The following is a 16,571-nucleotide window of genomic DNA, read 5'->3' as shown; positions in this document are numbered from 1 at the left end:
TTAGTGTTCTAATCTTTTTTTATGGTTGTTTATGCCCCAAATCTGTCATAAACACAGATAATCCACAAAACCCGTTCTTCGTGAGGTTAGAACGGGTTTTTTTTATTCATAATTATGTCTTCAAAGACCTTTCGGAATTGCGTCAATAAGTTTTTTTGAATATTCCGTTTGTGGATTAGCATAAATCTCATCAGCATCGCCCAGTTCTTCTATCCTTCCACTATTCATTACCAAGAGTTGATCGGACATATATTTTACTACGGCTAAATCGTGCGAAATAAAAATATAAGTAAACCCAAAATCATTTTTTAACTCATTTAGCAAATTCAGCACTTGCGCCTGTACCGATATATCCAAAGCCGAAACGGATTCGTCGCAAATCACAAGTTTTGGTTCCATCGCAATGGTTCGGGCTATGCCCACGCGCTGTCGCTGGCCTCCCGAAAGTTCGTGTGGATATCGATAAAAATAGCTTTCGTCCAACCCCACCTTTTCTATCAAATGCAAAACTTTATCCTTTCGTTCCCTTGAAGTTTTTCCCAATTTGTGAACTTGCATTGGTTCCATCAAGGCTTGCCCAATCATCAAACGCGGATTCAATGACGAATACGGATCCTGAAAAATAATCTGTATTTCCTTCCGCAGATTCCTGATTTCGCTAGGGGAAAGTTTTGAAAGTTCCTTCCCGCGATATTTAATATTTCCCGAAGTAGCTTTTTCCAATTGAAGAATGGTTCTTCCCAAAGTTGATTTGCCACAGCCGGATTCTCCCACCAATCCCAGTGTTTCACCTTCAAAAACGGAAAAGCTTACATTATCAACAGCTTTCACAATTTTCCTTTTTCCGAAGATGCCCACATTACTGAAATAATATTTTTCCAAATTTTGAACCTCCAAAATTGGATTTTTAGTATAAATCTGTTTATGTCTTTTGGCGCGTTCAGTGAGTTTCATTTCATGCGGCACAAAACTTTTATCTGCGATTGAGGCGATTGTCGGCAATTTTTTCAAACGCACATCGAGCGCGGGTCTCGATGCCAGTAGCGCCTTTGTATATTCTGCTTTTGGGTTTTTAAATATATCGATCGTTGTTGCATTCTCCACAATATTTCCTTTGTACATAACCACCACCCTATCCGCAATTTCTGAAACCAAACTTAAATCGTGCGAAATAAACAGCATTGCCATTTTGGTTTCCTGCTGAAGCGATTTTAAGAGCGAAATAATTTCTTTTTGAACGGTAACATCGAGCGCAGTCGTAGGCTCGTCTGCAATAAGAAGTTTGGGTTTGCAAGCGATGGCCATGGCAATCATTACCCGCTGCATTTGCCCGCCACTAATTTGGTGCGGATAACTGTTGAATATATCCTTCGGACGTGGAAGTTTTACCTTTTCAAATAATGCAATTGTTTCTCTCTTTGCTTCGGAGGTATTCATATTGAAGTGATGGCGAAGTATTTCGGAAACTTGAAAACCGCATTTTAAAGATGGATTTAGCGCACTCATCGGTTCCTGAAAAATCATTGCAATTTCCTTTCCGCGGATATTTCGAAAGGATTTTTCATCCGTGTAAAGAAGATTCCTTTCACCATAATTTATCTGCCCATTTAATTTCGTTTCCTTTTTCGGCAATAAACCTAAAATAGCCAGCGAGGTTACTGATTTTCCAGAGCCAGATTCGCCGACAATTCCCAGAATTTCATTTTCAAAAACGTCAAATGAAATATCATGTACGACAGGCGAAAACGTGTCTTTTTTTCCGAAAGAAATAGTTAAGTTTTTTATGGCTAATAATTTATTCATCAAATTTTGATTCAAGATATATTATGTTTTATCCGATTAAATACATTTAATTCAGATTACTTGTTGAAAGATATTTTCGTAAATTCATTGTCTAGTATTAAGTATTGCAATTTTTTTAAGATTTTTTATAATATACTTCCAACTAAAAAGACCTTTGATAAATTATATTTTACGCTTTAGCGAATTTTTATAAATATTTACTATTTCAGATTATTCATTAATTTTAACAAACCCAAACATTATGAAACTACAGTACCCAAAGGTAAAGAGGATAATTCTTCTTTTCCTATTTTTAGCATCTGGAATGGCTTTTTCGCAAACTGAAAGCCAAAGAAATCAAATAATTAGCCGCTATAATTTGGGCAATCTTTCCGCACTTGAAAACAGGTTGGAAACGAAGGACAAATTACAAAAACAAAATGCCATCACTGAGGCCCAAAGAAGGAATATTCCACAGGTGGTGATTTTGCCGGACGGCGGTTTTGCTGAGCTGCAATATATTGCGGAGGATGGCAGTCCGATCTATTACAGGACTTTCAATGTGAACGCCGCAATTTCCACACGGACTAATTACCTAAACAGTGGCGGTGGCCTTGGCTTGAGTGTTGACGGGCAAAATATGACCGCATATGTTTGGGATGGGGGGCATGCCCGAATACTGCATCAAGAATATGACGGAGCGGGGGGCACCAATCGTGTTTCTGTACAAGATGCGGCTTCCGAAGGTGGCACCCAGCTCAATTTCCACGCTGCCCACGTAACTGGAACTATTGCTGCCTCGGGAGTTCAATCGAATGCCAAAGGAATGGCGCCGCATTCAAAAGTGCGCGGCTATATGTGGAACAACGATGTGGCCGAAGCAACTGCCGCGGCGTCCAGCGGAATGCTTCTTTCAAACCACAGTTATGGGTATCGGTCAGATTTAGTTCCAGATTATTATTTTGGCGCATATATTACTGATTCTCGCGATTGGGACGAAGTTATGTACAACGCCCCCTATTATTTAATGGTGGTGGCCGCAGGAAATGATGGCAACACTAATTATAATGGGAATCCCTTAAATGGAAATTCTGCGTATGATAAATTAACTGGCCACGCGACATCAAAAAACAATTTGGTGGTAGCGAATGCCAATGACGCCAGCATCAACGGAAGCGGAAACTTGATAAGCCTAAGCATCAATAGTTCCAGCAGTGAAGGCCCAACAGATGATTTAAGAATTAAACCAGATATCACCGGGAACGGAACTTCGGTAACTTCAACATACGAATCAAGCAATAGTGCTTACGGAACCATTACCGGAACTTCTATGGCTTCCCCCAACGTAACAGGAACACTGCTCTTGCTTCAACAGCACCACAATAATTTAAATGGAAGTTTTATGCGTGCCAGCACTTTAAAAGGTTTGGCCTTGCATACTGCAGATGATGCCGGTTCTTCAGGACCAGACGCGATTTATGGCTGGGGCCTGTTAAATGCGAAGCGCGCTGCGGAAGTGATTTCCGGTGAAGGAATGAATTCAAAAATTGATGAATTGACGCTCTCCCCGGGACAAACCTATACAATAACCGTAGAGTCCGATGGAATCAATAAATTGATGGCATCCATTTCGTGGACGGATGTTCCCGGGGTTGCTACCACTCAGGCCAATTCCCCTACTCCACGATTGATAAATGATTTGGATATACGCATAACCAAAGGGGGCACTACTTTTATGCCCTATCGATTAACTTCAATAACCACTAACGGAACCGGCGATAATATTGTGGATCCATATGAAAGGATTGATGTTTCCGGCGCCTCGGGAACTTATACAATTACAGTAACGCACAAAGGCTCGTTGAGCGGCGGAAGCCAAAATTTCAGTTTGATTGTTACAGGAATTACCGATGAAGCTGCAATTTGTGATGCAACTACTCCCGCTGGCGTGAATGTTTCCGGCATAGGTTCAAATTCAGCAATTGTGCAGTGGAACGCTGTCGCGGGTGCAACTTATGACGTTCGCTATCGGCAAATAGGTGCTAGTACTTGGAACGTGCAAGCAGCGAGTGGCACTTCTTCAACCATAAATGGATTAACTCCAGAAACAAATTACGAAACGCAGGTAAGAAGTAAATGTGCTGACGGAACCACTTCAAATTATTCTGCTTCCGTAAACTTTACGACGACAAATGTACAACTAACCTATTGCGCTTCAAAAGGTAATAGTGTAGCTGATGAATATATAGGTAGGGTTCAGTTTGAAACCATCAACAATCCCTCGGGCTCTGGCAATGGCTATTCCGATTTTACAAACATTAATACTAATTTAAACAAAAACAGCACAGTTTCCATTACGGTAACACCCACATGGACGGGAACAGTCTATCCGGAAGGCTATGCCGCGTGGATTGATTATAACCAAAACGGCAGTTTTACCGATCCTGGAGAACAGGTTTGGACTCAGGCGGCAACTACAAATCCTACGGTTACAGGAAGTTTTACTGTTCCCGCTTCAGCTTTGGATGGTAGCACACGCATGAGGATTTCAATGAAATATAATGGAATCCCCACTTCCTGTGAAACATTCAGCTATGGCGAGGTGGAAGATTATACCGTTATATTGGGCGGAACAGGCGGGGATACGCAACCACCATCGTCTCCGACCAATTTAGTTGCTTCGAATATTACCCAAACAACGGCAACGCTTTCGTGGACTGCTTCCACAGATAATGTGGGCGTGACGGGTTATGATGTTTTCCAAGGAAATACCAACATTGGCACCGTTACCGGAACTTCAGCAAACATTACGGGATTGACGGCTGCCACGGCTTATTCCTTCAAAGTTCGTGCGCATGATGCTGCCGGAAATAATTCTAGTTTTAGCAATATTGTGAATTTCACTACTCTTTCGAATAACGTAACGTACTGCCCATCAAACGGAAATAATTCAAGCTTTGAGTGGATAGACCTTGTGAGAATCAACACTATCAATCATACTTCCGGCAACGATGGCGGTTACAAGGACAATACAAATTTGAACACAAATGTGGCCTATGGCTCAAATACCATTCGATATAGCGCTGGATTTTCAAGCAGCAGCTACCGGGAATACTGGAGAGTTTGGATAGATTATAACCAAAACGGAACATTTGATTCCAACGAATTGGTCGTAAACAGAAATTCAACAAGCAGCGGCACTTTGAGCACAAATTTCACTATACCTACCTCGGCCTTGCCGGGACCCACAAGAATGCGTGTTTCCATGAAATATAATGCAAGTCAAACGGCATGCGAATCGTTTAGCTATGGTGAAGTGGAAGATTATACCGTAAATATTGGAGGCAGCGGCATGCAAAATATGGCTGAAGGCAATATAATGGGCAATGCAGAAATGTCGCTCTATCCAAACCCGGCAAAGCAGACGCTGAATGTTTCATTGCTTGACGCAGAAGGAAAGGATTTCGTAATCTACAATATGGTTGGACAGATTGTAAATAAAGGAATTTTTACTGAAAGTATAGATGTTTCGGCTTTGGGAAGTGGCGTTTATATGATTGAAGTAAATACCGAAAACAACAAATTGATGAAGCGTTTCGTAAAGGAATAGATTAGTTAATATTGATAACCCAAGAGGCCCCTTCCAATTGTGGAACGGGCCTCTTTATATTTGTTAGTTCGAAAGATTATAGCGGGTCGCCCACATTAAGATCACATCTGTGACCCGGTTGCCCGTGAGGAGGATTTATCCCTTTGCCCGAAACGGCTGCCGGAACTGTTTCTGTCTTATTTAATACCGGGGCAGTATTGGTACCGCCAGCACCGTTTAATGGCGCGCCAACAGGAATGGCACAATCATGCCCAGGCTGTCCATGCGGCGGATTCACGGCTCCCCCATTGGAGTTTGCCGCATTATTATTCGAAGTAGTTGTAGGCGCAACATTTTGTAAGGCCTGTTTTTTCTGTTCTAGTGTTGCCTCTTGCGTGGGGGCGGGTGCATTAGCTTCGGTAACTTCCTTGTCCTTGCAGGAAATGAAAAGCGGAGCCGCAACCATTAGCGCTATATAAAAAGTTTTTGGGGTAAACATTGAAGTTCTCATATAAATAGTTGTTTTATTAAGGGCGATAAAACTACTAAAATAAATAGAGAAATCCACGTTAATAAAACTTCACGGCGAACTGCTACACCGAAAGTATTTCGCTTTCACTCAAAATTTCCTCGTTTCGAAGCCTTAAGAATATTTGGGCCATGGTTACGGCGTCCTTTTCGCAGTATGTAATAATTCTGTCAATATCATTTTCTTCGTAAAAAACACTTCGCACCTGGTTGCCATCAATGTCGTCCTTAGGCGAAGGAATGCCCAACACATGCGCCAATAATTTAAGTGAAGTAAACGTTTTAAAATCGCCAAACTTCCATAATTCCAACGTATCCAAATGCGGTACTTCCCACGGCTTTTTTCCGAAAAGATCCAATTTAAAAGGAATGTCTATGCCATTTATAATCATTCGTCGGGCAATATATGGAAAGTCGAATTCCTTGCCGTTGTGCGCACAAATCAAGTGGTGCGGTTTGTTGAAATGTATTTCCAAAAGTGCTTTAAACTCCTTTAAAATAGTTTTTTCATCGCCGTGAAAACTGGTAACACGAAAATTCCGGATGTCGCCTTTCAGCACAAAATAGCCCACGGAAATGCAGACAATTTTTCCAAATTCCGCCCAAATTCCGGCACGGTCGTAAAATTCTTCCGCTGTAAAATCATCTCTCCTTTGGTATTGGCTTTTTACTTCCCAAAGCATTTTAGAAGAATCATCCAATTCCTCAAAATATTGGTGCTGCGGAACGGTTTCAATATCCAAAAATAGGATATGCTCCAAGTTTATTCGCTTGATCATATGTTGAAAATTTCAATCGGGGAGAAGTTTAAAACTACGAAAAATTAATGATTTCAATCCATTATTTTATAAACCTCCTCAACGAAAACATAAAAATCCGCACTAAACGGTTTCTCGGTTTGGTTGCCGCGTTGGTGCCCCAAGCGGACAATAATCAAATCATCTTCCGGAATTGTAATTACATATTGCCCCAAAATGCCTCGCATCGCAAAAATTTCCTTTCCCATAAAATCGCTCAGCCAAAATCCGTAACCGTACTCCGGGCTCTCTGAAAATCGCGGTTTAATTGATTTCGCTACAAATGTGGAATCTAATATTTGTTTGCCATTCCACTTTCCAAAATCTTTATAAAGTTTTCCGAAACGGGCAAAATCGCGGGCGTTGCTGCCCAAACAACAGTAGGCTTTTACCAATCGGTTTTCTTCATCATCAATTTGCCAAAGGACGGAATTCTCAGCACCCATTGGGTTCCAAAAATTTTCATATAAATAATCCGACAATTGCCTCTTTGTTGCCTTTTGAATTACCATTGCCAAAAGTTGGGTGTTTCCACTTAAATATTTGAATTCTTCGCCGGGCGCATCGATCACTTTCAATTCCAAAATAGTTTCGGCGAGATTGTGGTCATAATAGGCCCGTGCGGTCATTCTAAAAGGATTGGAATAGGATTCATCCCAGTTTAGGCCGGAAGCCATCGACGCAAGATCGCCAACACTCATTCCGGTTCCGGCAAATTGCGGATAAAAATCACTCACCGGTTGTTCCAAACTCTTTATAAACCCATCCTCCATTGCTTTCCCCAATAATGCAGTAGTGATGCTTTTCGCCATTGAAAAAGAATTGGTCTGCGAATTTTTGCCAAAACCATCAAAATATTTTTCATACCAAATGCTGTCATTTTTTATAATCAAAAAAGCAACCGTTCCCAGCGTGTTATTGATTTCAGAAAGTTTTTTTGTGGCTTCAACCGTGTTGTAATTTTCGTGAATTGGCCATGGCTGCGGGTTTGTGCTGGCAGGAATTTCTTCGGTTTCAAAAAACTCAAAATCGTCAATATATGCCGTGGTGTACCCGTGGAAATAGACCACCCACGCACCCTTCAAAATGTAGCCGTAGCCTGTAATGTAAAGCCCGATTACAAAAACAAGCAGCAAAATAAAGAGCCATTTGAAAAATTTCAGAATTCTTTTCATTTAAAATAATGATTGCTGTGGCGCTGGACTTTCGTGTTCGAGCAACCACTTTTTTCGGTGGATTCCACCGGCGTAACCTGTGGGGGAGCCATCGCTGCCAATAACGCGGTGGCACGGAATTATGATTGAAATAGGATTTTTTCCATTGGCGGAAGCCGCTGCGCGAATCACTTTTGGATCGCCCAATTGGTTTGCCATTTGCTGATAGCTGGTGGTTTTCCCAAAAGGAATTTCTTCCAATTGCTTCCAAACCCTTTTTTGAAAATCGGTTCCTTCGGGTGAAAGTTTAATGCTGAAGGATTTGCGATTTCCTTCAAAATATTCTTCGAGTTGGGAAATGGCTTCCTTTAATTCCTTCGGAATTGTTTCAGCAATGGAAAAATTTTCTTTATTCTTAAAAAGCACTGAAACCACGCCGCCACTATTTCCCTTAATTTCCAAAATTCCTATGGGGGTTTTTATAAATGCAGTTTTCATGGCTCCTCCTCATCTTGGGGCTCTGCATCGCGACCTAACTGAATGCCCATCCTTTTTGCGCGCTTTTCCCAGTTTTTTCGAGCCTGCAATTGCATGTCTTCTATATTGTCGCTTTCGTCCATAATTTCCAAACCTAAAAGGGTTTCAATAATATCTTCCATTGTGACAACGCCTATGGTGTTTCCGAAATCGTCCACTACCGAGGCTATGTGCACGCGTTGTTTAATGAAAGTTTCAAAAAGCTCAGGGATGGGTTTTTCCGCGGAAATGACAAAAATATCCCTTCTTAAGTCGCTCAACAATTTATCGCCCCTATCCTCCACAATTTCTTCCAAAACATCATCACGAAGCACGAAACCAGTGATATTATGGGTCATTCCTTTGTAAACGGGAATTCGGGAAAATCGTAAACTTTTATGGCTTTGGTGAAAATCATCAAGACTTTTTGTTTCATCTTCTAGGGTAACAACCGTAAATGGGGTCATTACATCCTTTGCTTTCACGCTTTTAAAAACCAATAAATTTTTAATAACGGTGGTTTCACTTTCCTCAAAAACGCCTTCTTCCTCGGCGGCATCGGTTATTGCCATAAATTCCTCACGGCTCATCGTGCTCACGTGGGCAGATTTACCGACCATTCTGGTAATCAACATCAACACCCAAAGAATTCCCGTATATTTTAAGGGAAGGATTATGGCATTCAAAAAAATAGCGGTGAACGAACCCATTTTCTTCCAATACGTTGCACCTATCGTTTTTGGGATAATTTCAGAAACTATTAAAATTAGCAACGTCATTATTGTGGAAACAATGCCCACAAGATTTACGCCCCAAACCTCCACTTTATATGGTAATTTTTCAGCCTGCACCCCAACCAAAATTGCGCCAACAGTGTGCGCAATGGTGTTTAGCGTTAATATTGCTATCAACGGTTTGTCTATGTCCTTTTTAAAATTAGTGAGGGTGATAGCATAACTTTTGCCCTCCTTTGTTTTCATTCGCAGATAGGTGGGTGTAAAACTGAGCAGTGCGGCTTCAAGTATAGAACATAAAAAAGAAACCAGAATGGATAGAATTGCATAAACAAAAAGTAGGGTCATATTCGGTTAGACTTATAGTGCGTCTAAAATAAAGATTTATTTGCTGTTTTTCGGTAAGGCTTTGTTAATTACATAAAAAAAACCGTCCATTCGGACGGTTCCTTTTGCTAAATTTTACGAAGCTTTCAACAGCGGCCTAAGTTTCTCTTCCCAACGTTTGGCGTCTTGCAGGCACACAAATGCATCGGTGGAAAGTTCATCTTCATCATGCTCATTGTAAAAGGCAATTTCGCGACGGCCAGTCTTTTCCATTATTTCCAGGCCTACCCAATCGAGGGTTTTCTCGGTTTGCTTAACACTTTTTGCGCGGCAATCCTTCACATCTTCCATATTTATTATTTTAAAATCTGCGGAAGGATTTCGTTTTGAAGTATATACCAATATTTTTGAAACCTGGTCTACCCCAATCACACAATTACCGATAACATCAATATTTTCCAATGTTATGCCATTTTTTTGTGACAGTTGCGATACCGTTTTTTTCACTTTTTTATCTTTTCCACTGGCGCTCATGATTAAAAATACTACCGGCACCAACATTAACAACGTAACAATAACCCCCACAGAGGTTGCATTAAATTCCATACTGAATAAATTTTAAGATGAATAATTTTGAATAAGTTTGTTCAAATTACATTTCGAACATTAAAAAACATCAAAAAAATTACCAGAAAAAGTGAAAGGGAAACAAATGCCGAAAGATGAGCTCCCGCTTGTCCTTTAAAATAAATGAAGAATGAATTATGGAATAATCCCGAGTAAGTGAAAAATTTTGGTTTGAAGAAAAAATCGCTCCAATGCCAAAACCTAAATATTCATTTTGGGAAACAGTTTGCGAAGCCTCGCCAATTGAAATTTCATTAAAAACGAAAGGTTTGCCGTTTTCATCCGTTTGGAGATCAGAAATAACCGTAGTTTTTTCCTTTCCGTCAAAAGATAAATTGGCAAAGGACAAATTTCCGAAAACCAATAAAATGGCAATCGAAATTAGAAACTTACCCATTTGTTTTTCAATAGTTTTCACGCCGCAAATGTATGCGAAAATAGATCGCGCAGATATAAAATTTTGCTAATTAATTAGTTTAACTACATCTTTTGCGACCCTTTGACTTCGCTATGAGTGACAGGAATTTATGAAATCAATTTTACAACATCCTTTGCAAAATAAGAAGCAATCATTGAAGCACCGGCCCTTTTTATAGCGGTAACCTGCTCCATCATTACGGCATCGTGATCCAGCCAACCCTTTTCCGCAGCGGCTTTTAGCATTGCATATTCGCCGCTTACTTGGTACACCGCAACGGGAACAAGCACCGTATTTTTTATTTCGCGTACAACATCCAAATAGCAAAGCCCAGGTTTTACCATCACAATATCTGCGCCCTCGTCAATATCCATCAAGGTTTCGCGTATTGCTTCCTCGCGGTTCCCAAAATCCATTTGGTAGGTTTTTTTGTCCTTTGGAATATTTTGCACATCCACAGGCGCAGAATCCAGTGCATCCCGAAAAGGCCCATAAAACGCCGAGGCATATTTTGCGCTATAGCTCATAATTGCAGTGTCGAAGAAACCTTCGTCCTCCAAAAGCGTACGAATTTCAAAAATCCTTCCGTCCATCATATCGCTGGGCGCAACCACATTGGCACCGGCTTTTGCGTGGCTTAGCGCCATTTCGGCCAAGACAGCATTGGTATCATCATTAATAATTTTTCCTTCGGAAATAATACCGTCGTGACCATATATTGAAAATGGATCCAATGCAACGTCGGTCATTACTATCATTTCCGGCACTGCATTTTTCACGGTTTTAATGGCCCGTTGCATCAAACCGTCGGCATTTAGGGCCTCTTTCCCCGTATTATCCTTCAATTTATCATCAACTTTCACAAAAAGCAAAACAGATTTTAAACCAAGTTTCCAAAGTTCCTTTACTTCCTTTTGAAGCAAGTCCAAACTCAATCTGTAATAGTTGGGCATCGAAGCAATTTCTTCTTTCACGCCCTTTCCTTCAACTATAAATAGTGGAACTATAAAATCATTCGGGGAAATGATTGTTTCCCGAACGAGGTTTCGCATTGTTTGGGTGGTTCGTAATCTTCGGTTTCTTCGTAATGGGTACATAATTTTAAAATTTATGTCGGGTCGAGCGCAGCTGAGACCTCTTTTGCATTCAATATTCTTTAAAAACCTCTCGACCGCGCTCGAGGGGATATCTCATTAAATCCAACTTTTCGGTGCTCTCAACACCTCAACCAACTTCTCTTCCTGGCTTCCCGCTTCCGGCTGGTGGTCATATTTCCACTGGACTATTGGCGGTAAACTCATCAAAATGCTTTCAATCCGACCATTCGTTTTTAAGCCGAATAATGTGCCTTTGTCGTGCACCAAATTAAATTCAACATAGCGACCGCGGCGGATTTCCTGCCAATTTCTGTTTGATTCGGAATAGGGATTTTCTTTTCTTTTTTGAACAATGGGAAGGTAACTTTCCAAAAAACTATTGCCAACTTCGGTAACAAAATTATACCAATCTTCCATTTTCATTTCTTCGGAAGCTTTTAAATAATCGAAAAACAAACCGCCAATTCCTCTAGCTTCTTCGCGATGTGCGTTCCAAAAATATTCATCGCAACGTTTTTTATAACTTTCGTAAAATGATAAATTGTGCTTATCGCAAGCGGTTTTGCAGACTTGGTGAAAATGTTTTGCGTCTTGCTCAAATAAATAATAAGGCGTCAAATCCTGCCCGCCGCCGAACCAACTGTCCACAATTTTTCCGTCAGCATCATACATTTCAAAATAGCGCCAATTGGCGTGCACCGTGGGCACAAAAGGATTTTTTGGATGAATTACCAAACTGAGACCGCAGGCAAAAAAATCGGCATCTTTTACCCCGAAATACTGTTGCATGCTTTCGGGCAACTTCCCAAAAACTTCACTAATGTTGACACCGCCCTTTTCGAAAACTGCACCATTTTCAATCACGCGTGTTCGACCGCCACCACCTTCGGGTCGTTCCCAAATATCTTCTTTAAATTTTGCAGACCCGTCAATTTCCTCCAAACCGGAAGTGATTTCATTCTGCAGATTCTTAATATATGCTACAAATTTTTCTTTCATTGCTATGCCGCGAAGGCGGGTATCTTTTAATTCTTTACGAAATTTTTATTAGTGTTTATCTCTTTAGAATTTTCCAAAACTCGGAGAGTTTCCACACTCGCCGCAGTTACCGAAAGTGGCAGGACCAAAACAATTCCCACGACCGGAATCAGCAAAACGAGCATAAAAACAATTCCATTGCCAATTGCCAATCCCCGGTTTCGGCGGACGAATTTTACACTTTCGGAATACTTGAAATGTCGCTCCAATGTATAATCCATATTTCCAAAACCCGCGTAATAACTTTGCACCAAATACAGCAAAACAGTCGTAAAAATATTAAGAATAGGAATTAAACTCAGCAACAAAATGGGAAGGGTAAAGAGCAATTCCAACAGCAAATTCCGAACGTTTATGCGAATTCCGCGCCAAAGTTGTTCTGCATTTGAAGTGTTGCGATGTGAATGACTGATGCCATACAAATGTCTTTCAATTTTTTCAGAAACAGGGCTCATAAAAGGCGCGCTCAATGCCATAACAATGTGCCGGTAGAGAATAATTCCCAAAGCGATAATGATAAGTGCACCGATGAAATCGCTGATAATCCTAAAAGTTTCCGCACCCCAGTCCCAAAACCAAATTCTCGAAATGAAATTTCCCAAATTATCGCTCAAACCCCAAGCAGTAAAACCAATTAAAACTGCCGTGAAAAAACTGATGGCCATTGGCACTACAAAATACTTCCAAAGGCCAAGTTTATTAATAAGCCCTAAAGTTCCGCCGTATGCTTTTATTGCGTTTAGAATGTTTTTGAGCATTATACTATATAAACTAAGTTATGTCTGTGATTCTGAATTTCAGATACTTCTGAAATTTTTATCGCCTCGTCCATTTTTAATTTCAAAAAATGAACAATTTCTTCTTCGGATGTATTTTCAAGTTCGCCAAAATAAATTCTTCCGAGTTCATTATTATGAAGATCCATCGCTTCTTCCAAAGCATTGTTCGGCATTAATTTTTCGTGCAAACTTGTAATTTTTTCCGCCCAAGAAATTGCTTTTTCGCCATCATTCATAACCTGAAAAGCGTTTTTACAAATCAAAATATTCCACAGCGCATGCCGAAAAGAATTGCTGCTATTATTTCTGTGATGGGCTTTTCCAAATAGTGCATCACAAATTTCCATCGTTTTTTTTGTCGCCTTAAAAGTTGGCCAAACCATTAAGGGATTTTGAATGCCAATCCAACCAAGCCGCCACAATCGCGAAAAACTCAACTCTCGTATCCGCGACAGAATGCTCATTAAATGGCCCTGTATTCCTTTACCGCTTCAATAAATGCACCCGCATTTTCCAATGGAATATTAGGCAGAATTCCGTGGCCGAGGTTCACGATATATCGGTCTTTTCCAAATTCATCAATCATTTGCTTCACCATTTTTTTAATTTCGGATGGTGGGCTGAAAAGTCGAGTTGGGTCAAAATTTCCCTGCAAAGTAATTTTGCCCCCCGTTAAATAACGTGCGTTTTTAGGTGAGCAAGTCCAATCCACACCCAAGGCCGAAGCACCGCTTTTCGCCATCGTGTCCAAAGCGAACCAACACCCCTTCCCGAAGGCGATTACGTGCGTGTCATCTTTCAGCGCGTCAATAATTTGCTGCATATATTTCCAGCTAAATTCCTGATAGTCAGTGGGTGAAAGCATTCCGCCCCAACTGTCAAAAACCTGCACGGCATTAACGCCTGCCTTTACCTTTTCTTTTAAATATAAAATTGTGGTATCGGTAATTTTCTGAAGTAATTCGTGCGCCGCTTTTGGTTGTGTAAAGCAAAATTCCTTTGCTTTATCAAAATTTTTGGAGCCTTGCCCTTGTACGCAATAACACAAAATGGTCCACGGACTGCCAGCAAAACCTATCAACGGAATTTCGTTGTTCAGTTTTTCCTTGGTCATTTTTATGGCTTCCATTACGTAACCCAAAGTTTCGCTTATATCGGCAACGATTACGCGCTCCAAATCCTTTTGGGAACGAATGGGCTCTGGCACCCAGGGGCCGATGTTTGGTTTCATTTCAACGTGAATGTTCATCGCCTGCGGAATTACTAAAATGTCGCTGAACAGAATCGCAGCGTCCATTCCGTATCTGCGGATAGGTTGCACCGTAATTTCACTGGCAAGTTCAGGCGTTTGACAACGGGTGAAAAAGTCGTATTTCGCTTTTATTTCCTGAAATTCAGGCAAATATCTTCCGGCTTGGCGCATCATCCAAACTGGTGGCCGTTCCACAGTTTCGCCGCGAAGAGCTTTTAAGAATAGGTCATTTTTAATCATAATGTCATTCCCGTGTAGACGGGAATCTGTTTACTGTTTAACTAAATTTATCTTAAAGTTTTTACCGCTTTCGCAATCACACTTTCCACAGTGGTTGCATTCGAAATTACTACTTTATCGGTATAATTTTTTGCTTCGGAAGCGGTTGTTTTCCCAATACAAACCGCCATTTCAATATCTTCATTTTCCGTAAAAAAACTTCGAACGCCGCTGGGACTAAAAAATAAAACAGCGTCAAAATTTCTCTTAAATTTCATTGGATTCAATGTTGTTTTGTAAACCTCAATTTCTTCCAAAGGAATTTTATTTTTATTCAGTTTTGTCGGAATTTCATCGCTTCGAATATTTCCGCAGAAAAAATGAAATGCTTCCGATTTATGGTTTTTCACTAAATAATCGGCCAATTCTGAAGCATATTCCGTCATTTTAATTACTTGGAACCCATTGTTTTCTAAAAGTATTTTTGTCTTTTCACCCACACAAAAGCAGTTCTCGACTGCGCTTGAACGGACACCGTTTTCAAAAAATGCTTTTATCCCATTTTGACTCGTAAAAATTGCGTTCTCAATTTTCAGCGGAGCTTCAAAAGAAACGGTTTCAATTTTTATTGCGTTATATTCTACAAGCGAAACTCCTGCATTCAACAGCAGTTCCATTTGCGAAAGACTCAGTTTTTTTGTGGATAAAATGGTTTTCATTATCAGCTAAAACTCCCGGATTTTTAAAACTTATGAGGTTTTATTTTTTCACAATTTGGTTTGGGCCTTGATTATTTTCATCAGTTCCGAGCCGCCATTTTTCAAAATATACGTGGCACATTCCTTTCCAAATCCCTTATAAGATGTAATCAAAACTCGTTTTTCAATTTCAAGTTTCGTTTTTCCGTCTAGCGAAAAAAGACAACCTTTAAAAAGAATTTCTTCTCCAATAATTTCCGCGAATGCCCCAATTGGAGCGGTGCAACCGCCTTCCAAAATCCTTAAAAATTCGCGTTCAACAAAAGTGCAGATTTCTGAATTTTCATGATTCAAATTTGAAGTAGCTTCCTTTGAAAATTCATCCTTTTCCAAAGCCACAACCACCATTGCTCCTTGGGCCGGCGCAGGTATCATCCAATCTAATGGCTCCCAAACTCCTTTAAATGTGGGATTTTGTATCTCGTTTTCGAATATAAAATTCAATCTTTCCATTCCCGCTTTCGCGAAAATAGCCCCGTCCCAATTGTTGTCCTTCAACTTTTGAAGGCGCGTATTTACATTTCCGCGCAAATCCACCACCGTGTGGTGAGGGTATCGATGTAGCCATTGTGCTTTTCTTCGTAAACTTCCGGTTGCGATCGTGCAAGGTTTTTCATAATCAATTTTAGTATTTGACACCAAAATATCTTCCGAAGTAGCTCGTTCCAAAACAGCGGTCTGCACTATTCCGTAGGGTAACCGGGTGGGCACGTCCTTCATACTATGCACAGCTATATCCACGGTGCCATTGAGCATTGCGATATCCAGGGTTTTGGTGAAAATTCCGGTAATGCCCATTTCGTAAAGCGGTTTGTCCAATATTAAATCGCCTTCGGATTTAACGGGCACTAATTGTGTAGTATAACCTAAACTTTCAAGCTGTAATTTTACGGTGTTCGCTTGCCAGAGCGCAAGTTCACTGTCGCGGGTTCCAATGCGGATTGTTTTTTTCAAAA

Annotated in this window: 16 protein-coding genes; 1 reads left to right on the top strand and 15 read right to left on the bottom strand. The window is 40.5% G+C overall.

What is annotated here, in order from left to right; genetic code table 11:
- Nucleotides 1–120: 120 nt before the first annotated feature.
- Nucleotides 121–1,803 (bottom strand): ABC transporter ATP-binding protein, encoded by a 1,683-nt coding sequence (locus QRD02_RS02410; RefSeq protein ID WP_290253301.1) that lies wholly within the window; start codon nucleotides 1,801–1,803, stop codon nucleotides 121–123.
- A 241-nt stretch (nucleotides 1,804–2,044) separates the two neighbouring features.
- Between QRD02_RS02410 and QRD02_RS02405 the strand changes: the two genes are divergently transcribed.
- Nucleotides 2,045–5,392, top strand: a complete 3,348-nt coding sequence (locus tag QRD02_RS02405; protein WP_290253300.1) for a GEVED domain-containing protein — start codon at nucleotides 2,045–2,047, stop codon at nucleotides 5,390–5,392.
- 76 nt (nucleotides 5,393–5,468) lie between these two features.
- Here QRD02_RS02405 and QRD02_RS02400 read toward each other — a convergent pair whose 3' ends face one another.
- The 14 genes from QRD02_RS02400 to hemC all read right to left on the bottom strand — a co-directional run bounded on the left by QRD02_RS02400 (nucleotide 5,469) and on the right by hemC (nucleotide 16,569).
- Nucleotides 5,469–5,882, bottom strand: a complete 414-nt coding sequence (locus QRD02_RS02400) for a hypothetical protein (RefSeq protein ID WP_290253299.1) — start codon at nucleotides 5,880–5,882, stop codon at nucleotides 5,469–5,471.
- Between the two features lie 82 nt (nucleotides 5,883–5,964).
- Nucleotides 5,965–6,678, bottom strand: coding sequence for a 3'-5' exonuclease (locus tag QRD02_RS02395; RefSeq protein ID WP_290253298.1), 714 nt, complete (start codon nucleotides 6,676–6,678; stop codon nucleotides 5,965–5,967).
- 53 nt (nucleotides 6,679–6,731) lie between these two features.
- Entirely contained in the window at nucleotides 6,732–7,871 is a 1,140-nt protein-coding gene (locus QRD02_RS02390) for a serine hydrolase domain-containing protein (protein WP_290253297.1), read from the bottom strand.
- Nucleotides 7,872–8,348 carry a methylated-DNA--[protein]-cysteine S-methyltransferase gene (locus QRD02_RS02385; protein WP_290253296.1) on the bottom strand — a complete coding sequence of 159 codons (477 nt, stop codon included), beginning with the start codon at nucleotides 8,346–8,348 and terminating at the stop codon, nucleotides 7,872–7,874.
- Nucleotides 8,345–9,448 carry a CNNM domain-containing protein gene (locus QRD02_RS02380; RefSeq protein ID WP_290253295.1) on the bottom strand — a complete coding sequence of 368 codons (1,104 nt, stop codon included), beginning with the start codon at nucleotides 9,446–9,448 and terminating at the stop codon, nucleotides 8,345–8,347. Before QRD02_RS02380 ends, QRD02_RS02385 begins: the two co-directional genes overlap by 4 nt.
- A 114-nt stretch (nucleotides 9,449–9,562) precedes the next feature.
- Nucleotides 9,563–10,033, bottom strand: a complete 471-nt coding sequence (locus QRD02_RS02375; protein WP_290253294.1) for a hypothetical protein — start codon at nucleotides 10,031–10,033, stop codon at nucleotides 9,563–9,565.
- A gap of 79 nt (nucleotides 10,034–10,112) precedes the next feature.
- The gene (locus QRD02_RS02370) at nucleotides 10,113–10,451 is read right to left on the bottom strand and encodes a hypothetical protein (protein WP_290253293.1); all 339 of its coding nucleotides are present in this window, start codon (nucleotides 10,449–10,451) and stop codon (nucleotides 10,113–10,115) included.
- Between the two features lie 128 nt (nucleotides 10,452–10,579).
- Nucleotides 10,580–11,569, bottom strand: a complete 990-nt coding sequence (gene hemB / locus QRD02_RS02365; protein WP_290253292.1) for a porphobilinogen synthase — start codon at nucleotides 11,567–11,569, stop codon at nucleotides 10,580–10,582.
- A gap of 96 nt (nucleotides 11,570–11,665) precedes the next feature.
- The gene (gene hemF / locus QRD02_RS02360; RefSeq protein WP_290253291.1) at nucleotides 11,666–12,568 is read right to left on the bottom strand and encodes an oxygen-dependent coproporphyrinogen oxidase; all 903 of its coding nucleotides are present in this window, start codon (nucleotides 12,566–12,568) and stop codon (nucleotides 11,666–11,668) included.
- A gap of 26 nt (nucleotides 12,569–12,594) precedes the next feature.
- On the bottom strand, nucleotides 12,595–13,365 hold the full coding sequence (locus QRD02_RS02355) for an EI24 domain-containing protein (RefSeq protein ID WP_290253290.1): 771 nt from the start codon (nucleotides 13,363–13,365) through the stop codon (nucleotides 12,595–12,597).
- Nucleotides 13,365–13,850, bottom strand: coding sequence for a DUF6973 domain-containing protein (locus QRD02_RS02350; protein WP_290253289.1), 486 nt, complete (start codon nucleotides 13,848–13,850; stop codon nucleotides 13,365–13,367). The genes QRD02_RS02355 and QRD02_RS02350 overlap by 1 nt, the downstream gene beginning before the upstream one ends.
- Nucleotides 13,850–14,878 carry a uroporphyrinogen decarboxylase gene (hemE, locus tag QRD02_RS02345; RefSeq protein ID WP_290253288.1) on the bottom strand — a complete coding sequence of 343 codons (1,029 nt, stop codon included), beginning with the start codon at nucleotides 14,876–14,878 and terminating at the stop codon, nucleotides 13,850–13,852. Before hemE ends, QRD02_RS02350 begins: the two co-directional genes overlap by 1 nt.
- A 47-nt stretch (nucleotides 14,879–14,925) precedes the next feature.
- Entirely contained in the window at nucleotides 14,926–15,576 is a 651-nt protein-coding gene (locus tag QRD02_RS02340; protein WP_290253287.1) for a uroporphyrinogen-III synthase, read from the bottom strand.
- A gap of 48 nt (nucleotides 15,577–15,624) precedes the next feature.
- Nucleotides 15,625–16,569 carry a hydroxymethylbilane synthase gene (hemC, locus tag QRD02_RS02335; RefSeq protein WP_290253286.1) on the bottom strand — a complete coding sequence of 315 codons (945 nt, stop codon included), beginning with the start codon at nucleotides 16,567–16,569 and terminating at the stop codon, nucleotides 15,625–15,627.
- Between the last annotated feature and the right edge of the window lie 2 nt (nucleotides 16,570–16,571).

It is taken from the genome of Aequorivita aurantiaca, assembly GCF_030410135.1.
In the GTDB taxonomy this organism is placed as follows: Bacteria; Bacteroidota; Bacteroidia; order Flavobacteriales; family Flavobacteriaceae; genus Aequorivita; species Aequorivita aurantiaca.
This window is presented reverse-complemented; position numbering and strand designations above follow the sequence as displayed.